Source organism: Streptomyces sp. NPDC059787 (genome assembly GCF_042732315.1).
Taxonomy (GTDB): domain Bacteria; phylum Actinomycetota; class Actinomycetes; order Streptomycetales; family Streptomycetaceae; genus Streptomyces; species Streptomyces atrovirens.
Genome location: NZ_JBHWHX010000001.1, coordinates 209343 through 229710 on the forward strand (window position 1 = coordinate 209343; position 20368 = coordinate 229710).

Sequence of the window (20368 nt, forward strand, 5' to 3'; positions counted from 1 at the left end):
CGCCCCGGAAAAACATCCCGGAACTCAAGGCCCGAAAGGACCAGGCACATCTGGGAAACCCGCCGCACCTGAGAACACGCCTCACCTCGCACCCGGAACCCACCACCCGCTACTCGCCACGGCTACCGCTCGCCCCCGACCCCCGCCGCACGCCGTAAGCCGCCACCCCCGCCACCAGCACCCCCGCACCCACGACCACCGAAACCCACGGCAGCGAGAACGCCAGCACCAGGCACCCGGCGAGCCCCACGGCCGGCACCGCCCGCGTCGCCGGCCGTGGATCGAGTGTCCAGGCCGACGCGTTGGCCACCGCGTAGTACGTCAGCACACCGAAGGAGGAGAACCCGATCGCGCCCCGCACATCCACCGTGGCGGCCAGGACGGCGACCACCGCGCCCACGGCCAGTTCCGCCCGGTGCGGCACCTGGAACCGCGGATGCACGGCGGCGAGGGCACCCGGCAGATGCCGGTCCCGGGCCATGGCCAGCGTCGTCCGCGAGACCCCCAGGACCAGGGCGAGCAGCGAGCCCAGCGCGGCCACCGCCGCCCCCGCCCGCACCACCGGCACCAGTCCGGGAACACCGGCGGCCCGCACCGCGTCGGCGAGCGGCGCGGTGGCGTCGCCCAGCCCCTTCGACCCCAGTACCGAGAGGACGGCCATAGCGACAGCCGCGTACACGACCAGCGTGATGCCCAGGGCCAGCGGGATCGCCCGGGGGATGGTGCGCGCCGGGTCCCGGACCTCCTCACCGAGGGTCGCGATGCGGGCGTACCCGGCGAAGGCGAAGAACAGCAGACCGGCCGCCTGCAGCACCCCGTCGGCACCGCCGGAGATCCCGATGCCCAGCCGCCCGGCTTCGGCCTCCCCCGATGTCAGGCACACCACCACCACGGAAGCGAGGACAGCCAGGACCACACCCACGATCGCCCGCGTCAGCCACGCGGACTTCCGGACACCGCCGTAGTTCACCGCGGTCAGCGCCACCACGGCGGCCACCGCCACGGCGTGCGCCTGCCCCGGCCAGACGTACGCGCCCACGGTGAGGGCCATCGCCGCGCAGGAGGCCGTCTTCCCGACCACGAAGGCCCAGCCCGCGAGGTAGCCCCAGAAGTCCCCGAGTCGCTCGCGCCCGTACACGTACGTGCCGCCCGAGGCCGGGTAGCGGGCGGCGAGGCGCGCCGACGACGTGGCGTTGCAGTAGGCGACCACGGCGGCGACCGCCAGCCCGAGGAGCAGCCCGGAACCGGCCGCGTGCGCGGCGGGCGCCAGGGCGGCGAAGATCCCGGCTCCCACCATCGAGCCGAGACCGATGACCACGGCATCGCCGACGCCGAGCGTGCGCCGCAGCGCGGGACCGGACGTGTCTGTCATGAGACCGCACCCTACTGATCACGTGCAACCGGCATGGGTACGCGCGGCGTCCTTCGAGGTGCGAGAACAGCGGGAAAGGGGCAGGTGTACGGCATGACGATCATCGGCTGGATCATCCTGGGACTGCTGGCCGGAGCCATAGCGAAGTTCCTGCTGCCCGGCCGTGACCCGGGCGGCCTCATCGGCACGACGCTGATCGGCGTCGCCGGCGCCTTCATCGGCGGCTGGATATCGGCGCGTTGGCTCGACCACCCGATCACCAAGGACTTCTACGACGGCACCACCTGGGCCGCCGCGATCGGCGGCTCGCTGGTCCTCCTGATCGTCTACCGCATCCTGTTCGGCCACTCACGCGACTGACCTGGCACCGCGCGGCGGTCCCCGAGCCGCGGCCGGCAGGCGAGAAGGGCGGTCACCGCGCGGGTGCCCACCCTTCCTCGTGCCCGTGCGGCGCGCGAACGCCACCGGTCCCGGTCCGGCCGGCCGGACCTACCGGTAGTTCACGAACTGCAGGGCGAAGTCGAAGTCCTTGCCCTTGAGCAGCGCGATGACGGCCTGCAGGTCGTCGCGGCTCTTGGAGCTGACCCGCAGCTCGTCGCCCTGCACCTGGGCCTTCACGCCCTTCGGGCCCTCATCACGGATGATCTTCGCGACCTTCTTCGCGTTGTCCTGGGAGATGCCCTCCTCGATCGACGCGAAGATCTTGTACTCCTTGCCCGAGAGCTGGGGCTCACCCGCGTCCAGGGCCTTCAGGGAGATGCCCCGCTTGATCAGCTTGGACTGGAAGACGTCGAGGACGGCCTTCACCCGGTCCTCGGAGTTCGCCTCCATGAGGATCTTCTCCCCGGACCACGAGATCGAGGCGCCCACGCCCTTGAAGTCGTAGCGCTGCGAGATCTCCTTGGCGGTCTGGTTGAGGGCGTTGTCGACCTCCTGCCGCTCGACCTTCGAGACGATGTCGAAACTGGAGTCGGCCATGTCCTGTGGCTCCTTGTATCGGGGTGCGTACCGGGCTGCGCACCGGATGCGTACCGGCGTACGTGAAGCGGCCCCCGAGCCCGGCATCGGTCCCCGGCCGCATCCGGACCAGCCTAGTCACCCCCCGGCCTCCGGGTGGCGATCAATCGGGTGGCGAAGCACCCCTGTCCATCGGGTATTGTTTACGTCGTTGCCAGGGAGCACCGCCGAAAAGCGGTTCGACGGCAGCAACCCCGGCGGTGTGCCCGAGCGGCCAAAGGGAGCAGACTGTAAATCTGCCGGCTCAGCCTTCCCAGGTTCGAATCCTGGCGCCGCCACACTGGGGAAGACCCCCTCCGGACTGCGGAAACGCAGTCCGGAGGGGGTCTCTTCGTGTTCGTGGGCGCATGCTGTCGACGGGCGGAGGCACCAGGGCACACTGGCCCCATGTCGTCCCGTCGCCGTTCCTGCCCCGAGTGCCGTCGTGAGATCGCCGTCGTCGCCGGGCGGTACGCGCGGCACGATCCGCCCGGCGCCCGGGGGAGCGGGGAACTGACCTCGTGCCCCGGGTCGCGCAGGCAGGCCCGGTTCGGTGCGGAACAACCCTCGCTGGACGGCTACGTGGTACCGGAGTTCCCGGGGCAGATGCCCCTCTTCTAGTTGCCGGCCACCGACTTCACGGCCACCGACACCGGCGCGGGGCCGCTGATCAGCTCCAGGGTCAGACCGGCCGTCGCGGGGGTGTCCACCAGCTCCGCCAGCACGGCGGCCACGTCGTCGCGCGGGACCGGGCCGCGGCCCGTGCGGGCCTCCAGGCGGACCAGGCCGGTCCCGGCGTCGTCGGTGAGCTGTCCGGGCCGCAGGATCGTCCAGTCCAGGGCGTCCAGACCGCGTACGTACGCGTCCGCCTCGCCCTTGGCGCGCAGGTACACGTCGAAGACCTCGTCGCCCTCGTGGGCCGGGTCCGCGCCCATGGACGACACGATCACGAAACGCCGTACGCCCGCGCGGACGGCCGCGTCGGCGAAGAGGACCGCCGCCGCCCTGTCCACCGTCTCCTTGCGGCCCGCACCGCTGCCCGGCCCGGCGCCCGCCGCGAACACCGCCGCGTCCGCCCCCTCCAGCCGCTCGGCGACCTCCTCCACCGACGCCGACTCCAGGTCGAGCACGACCGGTTCGGCGCCCAGTTGCCGCAGTTCGTCGGCCTGTTCGGGCTTGCGGATGATGCCCGCCGCCTCGTCCCCGCGCGCGGCGAGCAGCCGCTCCAGCCGCAGCGCGATCTGACCATGACCACCAGCGATGACAATGCGCATGCCTCCGACCGTACGCCGGGGCCACCCCGTCCGTCGCGCAACGCCCCGGGGGCCCGCCCGGCTCTACACGCTGCCCCAGCCCTGCCGGGGCAGTCCCGGTTCCTCCCCCTCCGCCGCCGACGCCTCCGCCGCCGACGGACCGCAGTACTCCCGCACCGCGCTCGTCCGAGCCACCACCCGCCCCCCGTGCACCACGATGCGGCTGTACCCCAGCGACAGCGCCCCCGGGAGCCCGTCCCCGCGGACCGCCAGCAGCTCGGCCGGGAAACCCGCCTCCACGCGCACCTCGGGCAGTCCCAGGGCCGCCCGCGCCGACGTGCTCACCGCGGCGTAGGCGTCCTCGGCGGACAGCCCGTGGCGGGAGGCCAGCAGGTACGCCGCCTCCAGCGGGTCGCCGCGGCCCACCGGGTTCGACACGTCCCGCAGGGCACCGCTCCCGGCGGCCACCCGCACCCCCGCCGACCGCAGCAGCCGTACCGGCGCCGCGCCCCGACGGTCCACGGCGCCGCAGCCGCCCTGCGGCAGGCACACCACCGTCACCCCGGCCGCCGCGAGCCGGTCCGCGGTCCGCGCGGCCGGCTCGGCGGGCAGCCGGGCGAGACCGCCGCACGGGCCGAGGGCGACCCCCGGCCGCAGTCCGCCCGCCATGGCCGCGAACCGGGCCGTACGGGCGGGGTCGGCGGCGTCCGTGTGCAGGTCGACGGGGCAGCCGTGTTCGGCGGCGACCTCCAGGACCGCCTCCACGTACCCCGTGGGATCGGGGTCGAGATCGGGGCAGCCGCCCACCACGGACGCGCCCATCTTCACCGCGTCCCGCAGCACCGCGAGCCCGTCCGCCCCGGCCACCCCGGTCAGCACCCGCGGCACCGCCACCGTCGTCAGTTCGGCCAGCCCGCGCAGCGAGCGCTCCGCCCGCAGTACGGCGGTCAGCGCGCCGAGCCCGGCCACGTCGCCCACGCGTACGTGCGCCCGCAGAGCCGTCGCACCGTGCCCGAGCTGGAGCAGCGCCGCCTCCGTCGCGCGGCACTGGACGTCCCGGGGATCGTACGAGCCGGGGCCGCCGGCGTCGGCGGTCAGCGCGGTGTCCGCGTGGGCGTGGGGCTCCGCGGGGGCCGGCAGGAGCAGATAGCCGGTGAGGTCGACCTGTGTGCCGCACGCGGGCGTGCCGTCCGCCGTCAGGCTGCCGGCCGTACCGACCGCCTCGATGCGCCCGCCGCCCAGCCGTACGTCCACGGTCCGGCCGTCGGTGAGACGCGCGCCGCACAGCAGCAGCGGGGCCGGATCGGCCGCAGCCGGTCCCGGAGCCGGACCCGAGGACGAGGGCGGACGGGACGGTGGCTGCGGCCGGCTGTCGGGCATCGCGTTCCAGGGGCTCGGGCTGCGGACGGGGGGCAGGGTCACGCAGGCAAGATCACGCAGAGTGAGTCCGAGCCTAGGCCGGGGGCCCGTCCCTCGCCGGGAGGAGCCCAATAGTCGTACCGGCGTGGTCCGCCCGGGAGAGGGGGACCGAAACGGATTTGGGCGAACGGCGGCGGACCGTGTAATGTCTTCATCGCTCGCCCCAATAGCTCAGTCGGCAGAGCGTCTCCATGGTAAGGAGAAGGTCAACGGTTCGATTCCGTTTTGGGGCTCTGGTGTGAGAGGTTCCCGCCGCGAGGCGGGGCCCGATCGCATCAAAGCGGTGTAGCTCAGTCGGTAGAGCAAGCGGCTCATAATCGCTGTGTCACCGGTTCAAGTCCGGTCACCGCTACAGACAGTAGCCGATTGTGGGGTCGGTCCTTCGATCGGCTACTCTTCATTGCGTAAATACAGTCAATCCGTTCGTCAAGGAGCACTCACGTGGCTGCCACCGACGTCCGCCCGAAGATCACGCTGGCCTGCGTGGAGTGCAAGGAGCGGAACTACATCACCAAGAAGAACCGGCGTAACAACCCGGACCGTCTTGAGATGAAGAAGCACTGCCCGCGTTGCAACGCGCACACCGCGCACCGCGAAACGCGATAAATCAGGCTCGTACACGAGGCCGTCCCCCCAGCCAGGGGGGCGGCCTCGTGTCGTTTTCCCGTCGGCCGGATACGGTCAGGACCGGCCGACCGCAGGCAGGCCAGTCAGACACAGGAGGTGCCACGCGCATGGCGCTCGACCAGTCCTTCGTGGGGCGGAGCTACCCGCCCACCGAGCCCTACGAGGTGGGCCGGGAGAAGATCCGCGAGTTCGCCGAGGCGGTGGGGGACGCCAACCCGGCGTACACGGACGCGGAGGCCGCCAAGGCGCTCGGCCACCCCGATGTGATCGCCCCGCCCACCTTTGTGTTCGCGATCACCTTCAAGGCCGCCGGGCAGGTCATCGCCGACCCGCAGCTCGGCCTCGACTACAGCCGGGTGGTGCACGGCGACCAGAAGTTCGCCTACGTCCGTCCCGTGCGCGCCGGTGACCGGCTCACGGTCACCTCGACCATCGAGGCGGTCAAGTCGATGGCGGGCAACGACATACTGGACATCCGTGGCGAGGTGCGCGACCAGGCCGGCGAACACGTCGTGACCGCCTGGACCAAGCTGGTGGCCCGCGCGGCCGAGGAGGCGTGACCAACACCATGACGGCGAAGATCTCCTACGCCGACGTCGAGGTCGGCACCGAGCTGCCCGCGCAGACGTTCCCCGTGACCCGGGCCACCCTCGTCCAGTACGCGGGCGCCTCCGGTGACTTCAACCCCATCCACTGGAACGAGAGGTTCGCCAAGGAGGTCGGCCTCCCCGACGTCATCGCGCACGGCATGTTCACCATGGCCGAGGCGATCCGCGTGGTGACCGACTGGACGGGCGACCCGGGCGCGGTCGTCGAGTACGGCGTCCGCTTCACCCGGCCGGTCGTCGTCCCCGACGACGACCGGGGCGCCGTCATCGAGGTCAGCGGCAAGGTCGCCGCCAAGCTCGACGACCACACGGTCCGCGTCGACCTCACCGCGACCAGCGCCGGACAGAAGGTGCTGGGCATGTCGCGGGCGGTCGTCCGGCTGAGCTGAGCCGGACGCGGCGGGGGGCTGTCGGTGCCGTCTCGTAGTCTTGGGCCCGTGCAGGAACTCCACGACGCCCCCCTCGCCCCGCTGACCACCTTCCGGCTGGGCGGCCCCGCGACCCGGCTGGTCACCGCGACGACCGACGACGAGGTGATCGCCGTCGTCCGCGAGGCCGACGACAGCGGTACGCCGCTGCTGGTCATCGGCGGCGGCTCCAACCTGGTCATCGGCGACAAGGGTTTCGACGGCACCGCCCTCGTCGTCGCGACCAAGGGCTTCACCCTGGACGGCACGCGGCTGGAGCTGGCCGCCGGCGAGGTGTGGACCGACGCCGTCGCCCGCACCGTGGAGGCGAATCTCGCCGGCATCGAGTGCCTGGCCGGCATCCCCGGCTCGGCGGGCGCCACCCCGATCCAGAACGTCGGGGCGTACGGCCAGGAGGTCTCCTCCACCATCACCGAGGTGGTCGCCTACGACCGCCGCACCCGCGAGACCGTCACCCTCGGCAACGAGGAGTGCGCCTTCTCGTACCGCCACAGCCGCTTCAAGGCCGACCCCGAACGCTACGTCGTCCTGCGGGTGCGCTTCGGACTGGAGGACGCGGGCGGCCTCTCCGGGCCCGTCAAGTACGCCGAGACGGCCCGTGTCCTCGGTGTCGCGCCGGGCGACCGGGTACCGCTGGCCACGGCCCGCGAGACGGTGCTGAAGCTCCGCGCGGGCAAGGGCATGGTCCTGGACCCCGAGGACCACGACACCTGGTCGGCCGGCTCCTTCTTCACCAACCCGATCCTCGACGACGAGGCGTTCGCGGCCTTCCGCACGCGCGTACGGGAGCGGCTCGGCGACGGCGTGGAGCCCCCCGCGTACCCCGCGGGCGAGGGACACACCAAGACGTCCGCGGCCTGGCTGATCGACAAGGCCGGCTTCACCAAGGGCTACGGACAGGGCCCGGCCCGCATCTCCACCAAGCACACCCTCGCCCTCACCAACCGGGGCGAGGCGACGACCGAAGACCTCCTCGCCCTGGCCCGGGAAGTCGTCGCGGGCGTCCACGGCGCGTTCGGCGTCACCCTGGTCAACGAACCGGTCACGGTGGGCGTCAGCCTGTAGCCGAACCTCCGTTGCCGTCCGGCGCGCGGGCCCGCGATCCTGGGCGCGTGAGGCCGACCCCATGCATCTGAGACCGCGTGAGTTCCGTCCCCGGACCGGCCCGCGCGAGCATCGCGTCGTCCGGTCCCGGCACATCCTGCGCCACACCTCGCTGCGTGCCCCGGAACCGATCGGCCTGCTCCTCGGCGACCACGACGGGCTGAACCGGCTCGCCGGCCTGTTCTCCTTCGCCGAGGCGGCCGTGTCCTTCGCGTACGCGGCGGGGTGGGGGCCGTGTCAGAAGGGCGCCGTGAAGGGGCGGGCGGCTCTGGTGTCGGGTATCCGGGGACTCACGCAGAAGCCTGGTGGTGGACATCCTTACGAGGTGCTGGTGTGCTTCAAGGCGTATCCGCCCTACGCCCACTTCGAGCGACCGGGCGTGAGGGTGGGTCGGGGGTGTGACGCGGCCCGGCGCTGCGGGGTGCCGCTGTGCCCGCCCGTGCCGCCCTGCGGCACGACTGCCCACGGCTACGGGGCAGCGAGCCAGTCGTCCACGCCCGACAGCAGCTTCGCCTTCACGTCCTCCGGGGCCGTTGAGCCCCGTACCGACTGGCGGGCCAGTTCGGCCAGTTCCGGGTCCGTGAAGCCGTGGTGGTTCCGTGCGATCTCGTACTGGGCCGCCAGGCGGGAGCCGAACAGCAGGGGGTCGTCCGCGCCCAGCGCCAGGGGTACGCCCGCTTCGAAGAGGGTCCGCAGCGGTACGTCCTCGGGCTTGTCGTAGACGCCCAGCGCCACGTTCGACGCCGGGCACACCTCGCACGTCACCTGGCGGTCCGCGAGCCGCTTCAGCAGCCGTGGGTCCTCCGCCGCCCGTACGCCGTGTCCGATGCGGTCCGCCTCCAGGTCGTCCAGACAGTCACGTACCGACGCCGGGCCCGTCAGCTCGCCGCCGTGCGGCGCCGACAGCAGCCCGCCCTCACGTGCGATCGCGAACGCGCGGTCGAAGTCGCGGGCCATCCCGCGCCGCTCGTCGTTGGAGAGGCCGAACCCCACGATCCCCCGGTCCGCGTACCGCACCGCCAGCCGGGCCAGCGTGCGCGCGTCCAGGGGATGTTTCATCCGGTTGGCCGCCACCAGCACCCGCATCCCGATCCCGGTGTCCCGCGTCGCCGCGTCCACCGAGTCCAGGATGATCTCCAGTGCCGGGATCAGCCCGCCCAGCCGGGGCGCGTACGACGTCGGGTCCACCTGGATCTCCAGCCAGCCCGAGCCGTCCCGCACCTCCTCCTCCGCCGCCTCCCGCACAAGGCGCCGGATGTCGTCCGGCTCCCTGAGGCACGAGCGCGCCGCGTCGTACAGCCGCTGGAAGCGGAACCAGCCGCGCTCGTCCGTGGCCCGCAGTCTCGGCGGCTCCCCGCTCGTCAGCGCGTCGGTCAGCGCCTCGGGCAGGCGCACGCCGTACTTGTCGGCCAGCTCCAGCAGGGTGGCGGGCCGCATGGACCCGGTGAAGTGCAGGTGCAGATGGGCTTTCGGCAGCTCAGAGAGATCACGTACACGCTCCATCCCTGGATGTTGCCGCACGTCCCCGCCGTGCCGGTAGCGTTTTCCCCTTTCGTGGTCTTGCTCGCACAAAAGAACAGGGGCACCCGGGGAACCCGGGTGCCCCTGTGGCGGGAGGGCGACGTCAGTCGCGCGCCTCCGCCAGCAGCTTCTGGATCCGGCTCACGCCCTCGACGAGGTCCTCGTCGCCCAGCGCGTACGACAGCCGCAGGTAGCCCGGCGTGCCGAACGCCTCACCCGGCACCACCGCGACCTCGGCCTCCTCCAGGATGAGTGCCGCCAGCTCGACCGAGCTCTGCGGCCGCTTGCCCCGGATCTCCTTGCCGATCAGCGCCTTCACCGAGGGGTAGGCGTAGAACGCGCCCTCGGGCTCCGGGCAGACCACGCCGTCGATCTCGTCGAGCATCCGCACGATGGTCTTCCGCCGGCGGTCGAAGGCCTCACGCATGGTCGCGACGGCGTCCAGGTCGCCGGAGACGGCGGCGAGTGCGGCCACCTGGGCGACATTGGAGACGTTCGACGTGGCGTGCGACTGGAGGTTGGTCGCGGCCTTCACCACGTCCTTCGGGCCGATGATCCAGCCGACCCGCCAGCCCGTCATCGCGTACGTCTTCGCGACACCGTTGACCACGATGCACTTGTCGCGCAGCTCGGGCAGGAGCGCGGGCAGCGACACCGACGAGGCGTCGCCGTAGACCAGGTGCTCGTAGATCTCGTCCGTCAGCACCCACAGGCCGTGCTCGACGGCCCAGCGGCCGATCGCCTCGGTCTCGGCCTCGCTGTAGACCGCGCCGGTCGGGTTCGACGGGGAGACGAAGAGGACGACCTTCGTCTTCTCGGTGCGGGCCGCCTCCAGCTGCTCCACGCTCACCCGGTAGCCGGTCGTCTCATCGGCGACCACCTCGACCGGGACACCGCCGGCCAGCCGGATCGACTCGGGGTACGTCGTCCAGTACGGCGCCGGGACGATGACCTCGTCGCCCGGGTCGAGGATCGCGGCGAAGGCCTCGTAGATGGCCTGCTTGCCGCCGTTGGTCACCAGGATCTGCGACGGGTCGACCTCGTAGCCGGAGTCGCGCAGCGTCTTCGCGGCGATCGCGGCCTTCAGCTCCGGCAGACCGCCGGCCGGCGTGTACCGGTGGTACTTCGGGTTCTTGCAGGCCTCGATCGCGGCCTCGACGATGTAGTCAGGCGTCGGGAAGTCGGGCTCACCGGCACCGAAGCCGATCACCGGTCGCCCGGCGGCCTTGAGGGCCTTGGCCTTGGCGTCCACGGCGAGGGTGGCGGACTCGGAGATCGCGCCGACTCGGGCGGAGACCCGGCGCTCGGTGGGAGGGGTTGCAGCGCTCATGGGGTCCATCGTTCCAGACCGGAAACCCACGCGGCACGAGGGTTTCACGTACTGAACAACACCGGGCAAACCCCTGAACACCAGTCCGGATCGACGCCGCCGGTCCACCACGGCCGGGACGATCTTCCGCCGGAACGGTGCCTCCCGGGTACTTTCTGTTCGACGCCCGGCCCAGGAACACGTACACTCTCACCTCGTTGGCCTTCAGCGGCCCGCGCTCAGCCGGTGCACACCAAGCATCCGGTCGGATGCGGTACGTTGGGGGACACACAAAGGGTCGTAGCTCAATTGGTAGAGCACTGGTCTCCAAAACCAGCGGTTGGGGGTTCAAGTCCCTCCGGCCCTGCTACACACACCTTCGCCAGGATGTGTGCGCATGTACGTACAGCAATGCACCGCCGTGCGGGCTCAGACCGGGCGCGGCACGGCCACGACCCGGAATCAGGTGAGGACGAGTGACGGACGCCGTGGGCTCCATCGACATGCCTGATGCCCAGGACGAGGCGCCGGACTCCCAGAAGAAGACCCGCAAGGGCGGCAAGCGGGCCAAGAAGGGTCCGCTGAAGCGCCTCGCGCTCTTCTACCGCCAGATCGTCTCGGAGCTCCGCAAGGTCGTCTGGCCGACCCGAAACCAGCTGACGTCGTACACGACCGCTGTGATCGTCTTCGTCGTCCTGATGATCGGTCTGGTCACCCTGATCGACTATGGTCTCAGTCACGCCGCCAAGTACGTCTTCGGCTGAGCCGAGAGCGAAGAGCGCCGAGGTATCCGGCGCTCCTTTTCGCATGTTCCACCCCTTGTATCCAGGAAGAAGCAGCCACCGTGTCTGACCCGAACGTGAACGACGCCGTTGAGCCTTACGGCGAAGGGGCCGAGTCCGCCGAGGACGCGCTCGCCGCCGTCGAGGGCGCGGACGTCGAGGACACCGAGGCCTTCGCCGAGGCCGAGGCTGCCGACACCACCGCGGACGAGAGCGCCGAGGCGGACGAGACCACCGAGGCCGTGGAAGCGGCCGAGGAGGCCGAAGAGCCCGAGGACGACCGCGACCCGGTCGAGAAGCTCCGTGAGGAACTGCGGACGCTGCCCGGCGAGTGGTACGTCATCCACACGTACGCGGGTTACGAGAACCGGGTGAAGACCAACCTGGAGCAGCGCGCCGTCTCGCTGAACGTCGAGGACTACATCTTCCAGGCCGAGGTGCCGCAGGAAGAGGTCGTCCAGATCAAGAACGGCGACCGCAAGACGATCCGCCAGAACAAGCTGCCGGGTTACGTCCTGGTCCGCATGGACCTGACGAACGAGTCCTGGGGCGTCGTCCGCAACACCCCCGGTGTCACCGGCTTCGTGGGCAACGCCTACGACCCGTACCCGCTGACGCTGGACGAGATCGTCAAGATGCTCGCCCCGGAGGCCGAGGAGAAGGCCGCCCGCGAGGCCGCCGAGGCCGAGGGCAAGCCGGCCCCGCAGCGCAAGGTCGAGGTCCAGGTGCTGGACTTCGAGGTCGGCGACTCGGTCACCGTCACCGACGGCCCGTTCGCCACGCTGCAGGCGACCATCAACGAGATCAACCCCGACTCCAAGAAGGTCAAGGGCCTGGTGGAGATCTTCGGCCGCGAGACTCCGGTCGAGCTCTCCTTCGACCAGATCCAGAAGAACTAGCTCTTCTGGCACACAGCTTCCGAACAGGTCAGGCGGGCGTGCGAGCGTCCGTCTGACCTGCTCGGTTTTTGGCCGCGCATCTATACCCGTTATCGTTGTGCGGTATGCCTGCGTCCGGGTTGTCCCCATGACGCGGGCAGGACCCGAATCGAAAGGACCCGGAGAGCCATGCCTCCCAAGAAGAAGAAGGTCACGGGGCTCATCAAGCTCCAGATCCAGGCCGGTGCCGCGAACCCGGCTCCGCCGGTCGGCCCCGCGCTGGGTCAGCACGGCGTGAACATCATGGAGTTCTGCAAGGCCTACAACGCCGCGACCGAGTCGCAGCGCGGCTGGGTCATCCCGGTGGAGATCACGGTCTACGAGGACCGTTCCTTCACCTTCGTCACCAAGACCCCGCCGGCCGCCAAGATGATCCTCAAGGCCGCGGGTGTGGAGAAGGGCTCCGGCGAGCCGCACAAGACCAAGGTCGCGAAGATCACCGCCGACCAGGTCCGTGAGATCGCCACGACCAAGATGCCCGACCTCAACGCCAACGACCTGGACGCCGCGTCGAAGATCATCGCCGGCACCGCCCGTTCCATGGGCATCACGGTCGAGGGCTGACCTCCACCCCCGTAAGCCAAGCAGTAGTGGAAGGGCCGGCTCGGCCCGGACCACGACTCCTCGACAATTCACAGGAGCTTTCAGTGAGCAAGCGCAGCAAGTCTCTCCGCGCTGCGGACGCCAAGATCGACCGGGAGAAGCTGTACGCCCCGCTCGAGGCCGTCCGTCTCGCCAAGGAGACGTCCACGACCAAGTTCGACGGCACCGTCGAGGTCGCCTTCCGTCTGGGTGTCGACCCGCGCAAGGCCGACCAGATGGTCCGTGGCACCGTGAACCTCCCGCACGGCACCGGTAAGACCGCCCGGGTCCTGGTCTTCGCGACCGGTGACCGTGCCGAGGCCGCGCGTGCCGCGGGTGCCGACATCGTCGGCGCCGACGAGCTGATCGACGAGGTGTCGAAGGGCCGTCTGGACTTCGACGCCGTCGTCGCCACCCCGGACCTCATGGGCAAGGTCGGCCGCCTCGGCCGCGTGCTCGGTCCCCGTGGCCTGATGCCGAACCCGAAGACCGGCACCGTGACCCCGGACGTCACCAAGGCCGTCAACGACATCAAGGGCGGCAAGATCGAGTTCCGCGTCGACAAGCACTCGAACCTGCACTTCATCATCGGCAAGACGTCGTTCGACGACACCAAGCTGGTGGAGAATTACGCAGCGGCGCTGGAGGAGATCCTCCGTCTGAAGCCGTCCGCCGCCAAGGGCCGCTACATCAAGAAGGCCGCCATCACCACCACGATGGGCCCCGGCATTCCGCTCGACTCCAACCGCACCCGCAACCTCCTCGTCGAGGAGGACCCGGCCGCCGTCTGAGCCGGGCGGGCCGGGTGACCGGCCCGTGCACACCGCGAAAGACCCGTTCCCGCGTCTCGTCCGAGGCGTGGGGACGGGTTTTTTTCGTACGACAGTGTCAGTGGCGTGGGTTACCTTTCTTCTGACTTCACAGGTGTGACACAGCGAAACAACCAGGGGTGGGATTCATGGGCATGGCCGCATGGAAGCGCGTGGGTGTCTGTCTGACGGCCGCGGCCGTCGTCGCGGGAGTCGCGGGCTGTCAGGACGGTGACGGGGGCGGGACGAAGAAGAAGGCCGCCGACTCGGCGGGGGCCGAGGTCCAGACGCAGAACGAGATGACGAAGGTCCTCCAGGCGGCCTTCAAGAACACATCGGAGGCCAAGTCCTCCAAGGTCCGGATGACCATATCGACGCCGGCCGGGGTGGACGGCGGCGGCACCATGGAGATCTCCGGCGTGCAGGGCTGGGACCCGGCCGTGATGGACGTCACCATGAAGGGCTCCGCGCTCACGGCGGGAGACCCGGAGGCGCCCGAGCGGGTCCGCATGATCATGCTCGACAACGTCATGTACATGGACATGGGTGCGAAGCAGGCCGCCGAGATGGACGGCAAGCGCTGGATGAAGATGGACTTCGCGGCCATCGCCGAGGCGTCCGGCGACGCCGAGATCCAGAAGCAGATGACCGGCGGCCTGGAGAACATGAACCAGGACCCGGCCAAGCAGCTCGCCCTGCTGCTGGAGTCGCCGAGCCTGAAGCACGTCGGCCCGGAGAAGGTCGACGGCGTCCAGACACAGCGCTACAAGGGCACGCTGAGCTTCGAGGAGATGATCGACGCCAACAAGTCGTTCGACCTGATCTCCGAGAAGGAGCGCGAGGACCTGATCGCCACCGCCAAGAAGTCGGGCCTGAAGGGGTACGACACCCAGGTCTGGGTGAACGAGGACAACTACCCGGTCAAGATGGCCGTCGGCATGGAGACGCCGCAGGGCACGATGAACATGACGGCCAACTACTCCGACTACGGTGCCAAGGCCGAGGTCGAGGCGCCGTCGGCGAGCGAGACCTTCGACCTCATGGAAATGCTGAAGGAGCTGGAGGACCTCGGGGCGGACCCCGAGGCCGGCCTCGACTCCTGAAGGACCTGAGGCTCCCGATCGGTCGATTTGCTTGACGCCGATCCGTTCGCGTACTCTTCCACGGAAGCCAAAGACCGCTGGTCGTTGCCGTGCGCTCGTCAGAGTTCACGGTGGCCGAAGGATCCGCTGAACTGCGGACGACCCGCGCAGGTGTCAGTGGAAGAGTTCCCGGAGTTCGCAGCCGCAAGGACGCGAGTGACCGGTTGAGCTACGCCCCGTGCGCCTGCGCCGGGGCGTTTCGTTTTCCCCAGTCCTCCTTCGGGTCCGCGCGGTCCGAATCACCCGGAAGGAGGCCGAGGCTCTATGGCGAGGCCCGACAAGGCTGCCGCGGTTGCCGAGTTGACGGACCAGTTCCGCAACTCCAGCGCCGCCGTGCTGACCGAGTACCGCGGTCTCACCGTGGCCCAGCTCAAGCAGCTGCGCCGTTCGCTCGGTGAGAACGCCCAGTACGCCGTGGTGAAGAACACGCTGACCAAGATTGCGGCCAACGAGGCCGGGATCTCGACGCTGGACGACCTGTTCAACGGTCCGACGGCAGTCGCCTTCGTCACCGGTGACCCGGTGGAGTCGGCGAAGGGTCTTCGTGACTTCGCCAAGGACAACCCGAATCTCGTCATCAAGGGCGGTGTCCTTGACGGCAAGGCGCTGTCCGCCGACGAGATCAAGAAGCTTGCGGACCTCGAGTCCCGCGAGGTTCTGCTCGCCAAGCTGGCGGGCGCTTTCAAGGGCAAGCAGACGCAGACTGCTCAGCTCTTCCAGGCGCTCCCCTCGAAGCTCGTCCGCACCGTGGACGCGCTCCGTGCCAAGCAGGACGAGCAGGGCGGTGCCGAGTAATTCGGCTCGCTTTCCGATCCTCGCCGCACGCACCGCATGAGGTGAGGGTCGACGCGGGCCCGATGTACGCCCGCCTCACCCCGTACACCCGGCACCTGCCGATTTAGTGGAAGGACCGCCATCATGGCGAAGCTCAGCCAGGAAGACCTGCTCGCCCAGTTCGAGGAGATGACCCTCATCGAGCTCTCCGAGTTCGTGAAGGCCTTCGAGGAGAAGTTCGACGTCACCGCCGCCGCGGCCGTCGCCGCCGCCCCGGCCGCCGCTGCCGCCCCGGCCGAGGCCGAGGCCGAGAAGGACGAGTTCGACGTCATCCTCACCGGTGCCGGCGACAAGAAGATCCAGGTCATCAAGGTCGTGCGTGAGCTGACCTCCCTGGGTCTGAAGGAGGCCAAGGACCTCGTGGACGGCGCCCCGAAGCCCGTCCTCGAGAAGGTCGCCAAGGACGCCGCCGAGAAGGCCGCCGAGTCCCTCAAGGGCGCCGGCGCCTCCGTCGAGGTCAAGTAACACCTTCGGGGTCCCCACGGGTCCCCTGCGCGTCCCCAGGGACGTGTAACGCTCAAGCGCTGAGGAGCGATCATCCATCCGGGTGGTCGCTCCTCGGCGTATGAGGGGTCCGGCGGCGGCTGCCTTGCTCCCGGGACGGCGGGGAGTAAGGTGATCTTCGTTGTGCCTCCGGGGGCCGCGAAGATCCGCCTGGTGGCAGGCGGTTCCGGCAAGAGGGGCCTTGACGAACCGCACGCAGCGCGCAATTCTCAGGACGCGTCGTCACAAGGATCCGAATCCGAGGCATGGATCGACGGCAAAGAGGGCAGTATCAACGTGCGTTGAGGGCAGCGCCTTGTAGCAGGAGTTGAGAAGAACGAGGGCCTCCACCGGTTCCGTAAACCGGCATTGGACATCAGTGTGCCAAATGGCTACACTGACCCTTTGCGCTGCCTGTTAGCTGTCCCCTGCCCGTCACCAGGGGCATGCCCTCGCTCGAGCACCGACGACTAGATCATCTCTGACCTGGGATGTCTGTCTCTCTGCCCAGTGGGGGGCCGGTACGCGCGTAGTGAGTCCGAGCCCTCGGAAGGACCCCCTCTTGGCCGCCTCGCGCAACGCCTCGACCGCGAATACGAACAACGGTGCCAGCACCGCCCCGCTGCGCATCTCCTTTGCAAAGATCAAGGAGCCTCTCGAGGTTCCGAACCTGCTCGCGCTGCAGACCGAAAGCTTCGACTGGCTGCTCGGGAACACCGCTTGGCAGAGTCGGGTCGAGGAGGCTCTCGAGAACGGGCACGACGTCCCCACCAAGTCCGGTCTGGAGGAGATCTTCGAAGAGATCTCCCCGATCGAGGACTTCTCCGGGTCGATGTCGCTGACCTTCCGCGACCACCGCTTCGAGCCGCCGAAGAACTCCATCGACGAGTGCAAGGAGCGCGACTTCACGTACGCGGCCCCGCTCTTCGTCACCGCCGAGTTCACCAACAACGAGACCGGCGAGATCAAGTCCCAGACCGTCTTCATGGGCGACTTCCCGCTCATGACGAACAAGGGCACGTTCGTCATCAACGGCACCGAGCGTGTCGTGGTGTCGCAGCTCGTCCGTTCGCCCGGCGTCTACTTCGACTCCTCCATCGACAAGACGTCCGACAAGGACATCTTCTCCGCCAAGATCATCCCGTCCCGGGGTGCCTGGCTGGAGATGGAGATCGACAAGCGCGACATGGTCGGTGTCCGCATCGACCGCAAGCGCAAGCAGTCCGTCACCGTCCTCCTGAAGGCGCTCGGCTGGACCACCGAGCAGATCCTCGAGGAGTTCGGCGAGTACGAGTCCATGCGCGCCACCCTGGAGAAGGACCACACCCAGGGCCAGGACGACGCGCTGCTCGACATCTACCGCAAGCTGCGTCCGGGCGAGCCCCCCACGCGTGAGGCCGCGCAGACGCTGCTGGAGAACCTGTACTTCAACCCCAAGCGCTACGACCTCGCGAAGGTCGGCCGCTACAAGGTGAACAAGAAGCTCGGCGGGGACGAGCCGCTGGACGCCGGCGTGCTCACCACCGACGACATCATCGCCACCATCAAGTACCTGGTGAAGCTGCACGCCGGTGAGACCGAGACGGTCGGCGAGTCCGGTCGCTCGATCATGGTCGAGACCGACGACATCGACCACTTCGGCAACCGTCGTATCCGTAACGTCGGCGAGCTGATCCAGAACCAGGTCCGTACGGGTCTCGCCCGTATGGAGCGCGTCGTGCGCGAGCGCATGACCACCCAGGACGTCGAGGCGATCACGCCGCAGACCCTGATCAACATCCGGCCGGTCGTCGCCTCCATCAAGGAGTTCTTCGGCACCAGCCAGCTGTCGCAGTTCATGGACCAGAACAACCCGCTGTCGGGGCTGACGCACAAGCGTCGTCTGAACGCCCTCGGCCCGGGGGGTCTCTCCCGTGAGCGGGCCGGCTTCGAGGTCCGTGACGTGCACCCGTCGCACTACGGCCGCATGTGCCCGATCGAGACGCCCGAAGGCCCGAACATCGGTCTGATCGGTTCGCTCGCCTCGTACGGCCGGATCAACCCGTTCGGCTTCATCGAGACGCCGTACCGCAAGGTCGTCGAGGGCCAGGTCACCGACGAGGTCGACTACCTGACCGCCGACGAGGAGGACCGCTTCGTCATCGCGCAGGCCAACGCCCCGCTCAACGACGACATGCGGTTCGTCGAGAACCGGATCCTGGTCCGCCGCCGTGGCGGCGAGGTCGACTACGTCCCCGGTGACGACGTCGACTACATGGACGTCTCGCCGCGCCAGATGGTGTCGGTCGCGACCGCCATGATCCCGTTCCTCGAGCACGACGACGCCAACCGTGCCCTCATGGGCGCGAACATGATGCGTCAGGCCGTGCCCCTGATCAAGAGCGAGTCCCCGCTCGTCGGCACCGGCATGGAGTACCGCTCCGCCGTCGACGCCGGCGACGTGGTCAAGGCCGAGAAGGACGGTGTGGTCCAGGAGGTCTCCGCGGACTACATCACCACCGCCAACGACGACGGCACGTACATCACGTACCGCCTGGCCAAGTTCTCGCGCTCCAACCAGGGCACCTCGGTCAACCAGAAGGTCATCGTCAACGAGGGCGACCGGATCATCACCGGCCAGGTCCTCGCCGACGGCCCGGCCACCGAGAACGGCGAGATGGCGCTCGGCAAGAACCTGCTGGTCGCGTTCATGCCGTGGGAGGGCCACAACTACGAGGACGCGATCATCCTGTCGCAGCGCCTCGTGCAGGACGACGTCCTCTCCTCGATCCACATCGAGGAGCACGAGGTCGACGCCCGTGACACCAAGCTCGGCCCCGAGGAGATCACCCGGGACATCCCGAACGTCTCCGAGGAGGTCCTCGCCGACCTCGACGAGCGCGGCATCATCCGCATCGGTGCCGAGGTCATCGCCGGTGACATCCTCGTCGGCAAGGTCACGCCCAAGGGTGAGACCGAGCTGACCCCCGAGGAGCGCCTGCTGCGCGCGATCTTCGGCGAGAAGGCCCGTGAGGTCCGTGACACCTCGCTGAAGGTGCCGCACGGCGAGACCGGCAAGGTCATCGGTGTGCGCGTCTTCGACCGCGAGGAGGGCGACGAGCTTCCCCCCGGTGTCAACCAGCTGGTGCGCGTCTACGTCGCGCAGAAGCGCAAGATCACCGACGGTGACAAGCTCGCCGGCCGCCACGGCAACAAGGGCGTCATCTCCAAGATCAACCCGATCGAGGACATGCCGTTCCTGGAGGACGGCACCCCGGTCGACATCATCCTCAACCCGCTGGGTGTCCCGTCCCGAATGAACCCGGGACAGGTCCTGGAGATCCACCTCGGCTGGCTCGCCAGCCGCGGCTGGGACGTCTCCGGCCTCGCGGAGGAGTGGGCCGAGCGGCTCCAGGTCATCGGCGCCGACAAGGTCGAGCCCGGCACCAACGTCGCCACCCCGGTCTTCGACGGTGCGCGTGAGGACGAGCTCGCGGGTCTGCTCCAGCACACCATCCCGAACCGCGACGGCGAGCGCATGGTGCTCCCGTCCGGCAAGGCACGGCTGTACGACGGCCGCTCGGGCGAGCCGTTCCCGGAGCCGATCTCGGTCGGCTACATGTACATCCTGAAGCTGCACCACCTGGTCGACGACAAGCTGCACGCGCGTTCGACCGGCCCGTACTCCATGATCACCCAGCAGCCGCTGGGTGGTAAGGCCCAGTTCGGTGGCCAGCGGTTCGGCGAGATGGAGGTGTGGGCACTCGAGGCGTACGGCGCCGCCTACGCGCTCCAGGAGCTGCTGACCATCAAGTCCGACGACGTCACCGGCCGCGTGAAGGTCTACGAGGCCATCGTCAAGGGCGAGAACATCCCCGAGCCCGGCATCCCCGAGTCCTTCAAGGTCCTCATCAAGGAGATGCAGTCCCTGTGCCTGAACGTGGAGGTGCTGTCCAGCGACGGTATGTCCATCGAGATGCGTGACACCGACGAGGACGTCTTCCGCGCTGCGGAGGAGCTCGGCATCGACCTGTCCCGGCGCGAGCCGAGCAGCGTCGAAGAGGTCTGACGGGAGTGGGGGGGGCGTACCCGGGGATGCCGGCCGCCCCCCGGGCCCCCGAACAGAACCCAACACTCAAGACACGGACAGGGATTTTAGCCAAGTGGTAGGGCGAAAAATAT

At 69.2% G+C, this 20368-nt stretch carries 20 protein-coding genes, 4 tRNA genes and 1 pseudogene; 19 read left to right on the forward strand and 6 right to left on the reverse strand.

Translation table 11 applies throughout. From position 1 onward, the window contains the following. Positions 1–109: 109 nt before the first annotated feature. Positions 110–1372, reverse strand: coding sequence for an APC family permease (locus ACFV5H_RS01015; RefSeq protein WP_385192072.1), 1263 nt, complete (start codon positions 1370–1372; stop codon positions 110–112). A gap of 93 nt (positions 1373–1465) precedes the next feature. On the opposite strand from ACFV5H_RS01015, the gene ACFV5H_RS01020 reads away from it, so the two are divergent. Further along, on the forward strand, positions 1466–1732 hold the full coding sequence (locus tag ACFV5H_RS01020; protein ID WP_385192074.1) for a GlsB/YeaQ/YmgE family stress response membrane protein: 267 nt from the start codon (positions 1466–1468) through the stop codon (positions 1730–1732). Positions 1733–1861: 129 nt separating this feature from the next. Here ACFV5H_RS01020 and ACFV5H_RS01025 read toward each other — a convergent pair whose 3' ends face one another. Next, positions 1862–2350 carry a YajQ family cyclic di-GMP-binding protein gene (locus tag ACFV5H_RS01025; RefSeq protein WP_024883143.1) on the reverse strand — a complete coding sequence of 163 codons (489 nt, stop codon included), beginning with the start codon at positions 2348–2350 and terminating at the stop codon, positions 1862–1864. A gap of 235 nt (positions 2351–2585) precedes the next feature. On the opposite strand from ACFV5H_RS01025, the gene ACFV5H_RS01030 reads away from it, so the two are divergent. After that, positions 2586–2667 (forward strand) — tRNA-Tyr (locus ACFV5H_RS01030). 109 nt (positions 2668–2776) lie between these two features. Continuing rightward, entirely contained in the window at positions 2777–2989 is a 213-nt protein-coding gene (locus ACFV5H_RS01035; protein ID WP_385058039.1) for a hypothetical protein, read from the forward strand. Here the strand turns inward: ACFV5H_RS01035 and ACFV5H_RS01040 are convergent. After that, positions 2986–3642, reverse strand: coding sequence for an NAD(P)H-binding protein (locus tag ACFV5H_RS01040; protein ID WP_385058037.1), 657 nt, complete (start codon positions 3640–3642; stop codon positions 2986–2988). The two genes, ACFV5H_RS01035 and ACFV5H_RS01040, sit on opposite strands and share 4 nt — an antisense overlap. A gap of 63 nt (positions 3643–3705) precedes the next feature. After that, positions 3706–5001 (reverse strand): amidohydrolase family protein, encoded by a 1296-nt coding sequence (locus ACFV5H_RS01045; RefSeq protein ID WP_385192248.1) that lies wholly within the window; start codon positions 4999–5001, stop codon positions 3706–3708. Between the two features lie 199 nt (positions 5002–5200). Between ACFV5H_RS01045 and ACFV5H_RS01050 the strand changes: the two genes are divergently transcribed. From ACFV5H_RS01050 to ACFV5H_RS01080, 7 genes and pseudogenes are all read left to right on the forward strand, one after another. Then, a tRNA-Thr gene (locus tag ACFV5H_RS01050) sits at positions 5201–5273 on the forward strand. Between the two features lie 46 nt (positions 5274–5319). After that, positions 5320–5392: transfer RNA gene (locus ACFV5H_RS01055), tRNA-Met, on the forward strand. Between the two features lie 89 nt (positions 5393–5481). Continuing rightward, positions 5482–5646 (forward strand): 50S ribosomal protein L33, encoded by a 165-nt coding sequence (gene rpmG, locus ACFV5H_RS01060; RefSeq protein WP_003948671.1) that lies wholly within the window; start codon positions 5482–5484, stop codon positions 5644–5646. A 128-nt stretch (positions 5647–5774) separates the two neighbouring features. Further along, complete coding sequence (locus ACFV5H_RS01065) at positions 5775–6227, forward strand: MaoC family dehydratase N-terminal domain-containing protein (RefSeq protein WP_385058034.1); 453 nt, start codon at positions 5775–5777, stop codon at positions 6225–6227. 8 nt (positions 6228–6235) lie between these two features. After that, positions 6236–6664, forward strand: coding sequence for a MaoC family dehydratase (locus ACFV5H_RS01070; RefSeq protein WP_385058042.1), 429 nt, complete (start codon positions 6236–6238; stop codon positions 6662–6664). Between the two features lie 48 nt (positions 6665–6712). Continuing rightward, positions 6713–7768 carry a UDP-N-acetylmuramate dehydrogenase gene (locus ACFV5H_RS01075; protein WP_385058033.1) on the forward strand — a complete coding sequence of 352 codons (1056 nt, stop codon included), beginning with the start codon at positions 6713–6715 and terminating at the stop codon, positions 7766–7768. 61 nt (positions 7769–7829) lie between these two features. Beyond that, positions 7830–8186: pseudogene (locus tag ACFV5H_RS01080) on the forward strand (hypothetical protein); the annotation flags it as partial. Positions 8187–8275: 89 nt separating this feature from the next. Here the strand turns inward: ACFV5H_RS01080 and ACFV5H_RS01085 are convergent. Both ACFV5H_RS01085 and ACFV5H_RS01090 read right to left on the reverse strand, forming a co-directional pair. After that, entirely contained in the window at positions 8276–9310 is a 1035-nt protein-coding gene (locus ACFV5H_RS01085) for an adenosine deaminase (protein WP_385192076.1), read from the reverse strand. Positions 9311–9431: 121 nt separating this feature from the next. Then, on the reverse strand, positions 9432–10658 hold the full coding sequence (locus tag ACFV5H_RS01090; RefSeq protein ID WP_073932791.1) for a pyridoxal phosphate-dependent aminotransferase: 1227 nt from the start codon (positions 10656–10658) through the stop codon (positions 9432–9434). Positions 10659–10931: 273 nt separating this feature from the next. Between ACFV5H_RS01090 and ACFV5H_RS01095 the strand changes: the two genes are divergently transcribed. The 9 genes from ACFV5H_RS01095 to rpoB all read left to right on the forward strand — a co-directional run bounded on the left by ACFV5H_RS01095 (position 10932) and on the right by rpoB (position 20255). Beyond that, positions 10932–11004 (forward strand) — tRNA-Trp (locus tag ACFV5H_RS01095). A 109-nt stretch (positions 11005–11113) separates the two neighbouring features. Further along, positions 11114–11401 (forward strand): preprotein translocase subunit SecE, encoded by a 288-nt coding sequence (secE, locus tag ACFV5H_RS01100; RefSeq protein WP_385058028.1) that lies wholly within the window; start codon positions 11114–11116, stop codon positions 11399–11401. An 80-nt stretch (positions 11402–11481) separates the two neighbouring features. Further along, complete coding sequence (gene nusG / locus ACFV5H_RS01105; RefSeq protein WP_385058026.1) at positions 11482–12318, forward strand: transcription termination/antitermination protein NusG; 837 nt, start codon at positions 11482–11484, stop codon at positions 12316–12318. Positions 12319–12486: 168 nt separating this feature from the next. Beyond that, entirely contained in the window at positions 12487–12921 is a 435-nt protein-coding gene (gene rplK / locus ACFV5H_RS01110) for a 50S ribosomal protein L11 (RefSeq protein ID WP_073932788.1), read from the forward strand. Positions 12922–13004: 83 nt separating this feature from the next. Beyond that, the gene (gene rplA, locus ACFV5H_RS01115; RefSeq protein ID WP_004927356.1) at positions 13005–13730 is read left to right on the forward strand and encodes a 50S ribosomal protein L1; all 726 of its coding nucleotides are present in this window, start codon (positions 13005–13007) and stop codon (positions 13728–13730) included. Between the two features lie 167 nt (positions 13731–13897). Next, on the forward strand, positions 13898–14851 hold the full coding sequence (locus ACFV5H_RS01120) for a hypothetical protein (RefSeq protein ID WP_385058024.1): 954 nt from the start codon (positions 13898–13900) through the stop codon (positions 14849–14851). A 303-nt stretch (positions 14852–15154) separates the two neighbouring features. Next, positions 15155–15685 carry a 50S ribosomal protein L10 gene (gene rplJ, locus ACFV5H_RS01125; protein ID WP_085570272.1) on the forward strand — a complete coding sequence of 177 codons (531 nt, stop codon included), beginning with the start codon at positions 15155–15157 and terminating at the stop codon, positions 15683–15685. Positions 15686–15808: 123 nt separating this feature from the next. Next, positions 15809–16189 (forward strand): 50S ribosomal protein L7/L12, encoded by a 381-nt coding sequence (rplL, locus tag ACFV5H_RS01130; protein WP_385058022.1) that lies wholly within the window; start codon positions 15809–15811, stop codon positions 16187–16189. Between the two features lie 580 nt (positions 16190–16769). Next, complete coding sequence (rpoB, locus tag ACFV5H_RS01135; RefSeq protein WP_385058020.1) at positions 16770–20255, forward strand: DNA-directed RNA polymerase subunit beta; 3486 nt, start codon at positions 16770–16772, stop codon at positions 20253–20255. The last annotated feature ends 113 nt before the right edge of the window (positions 20256–20368 follow it).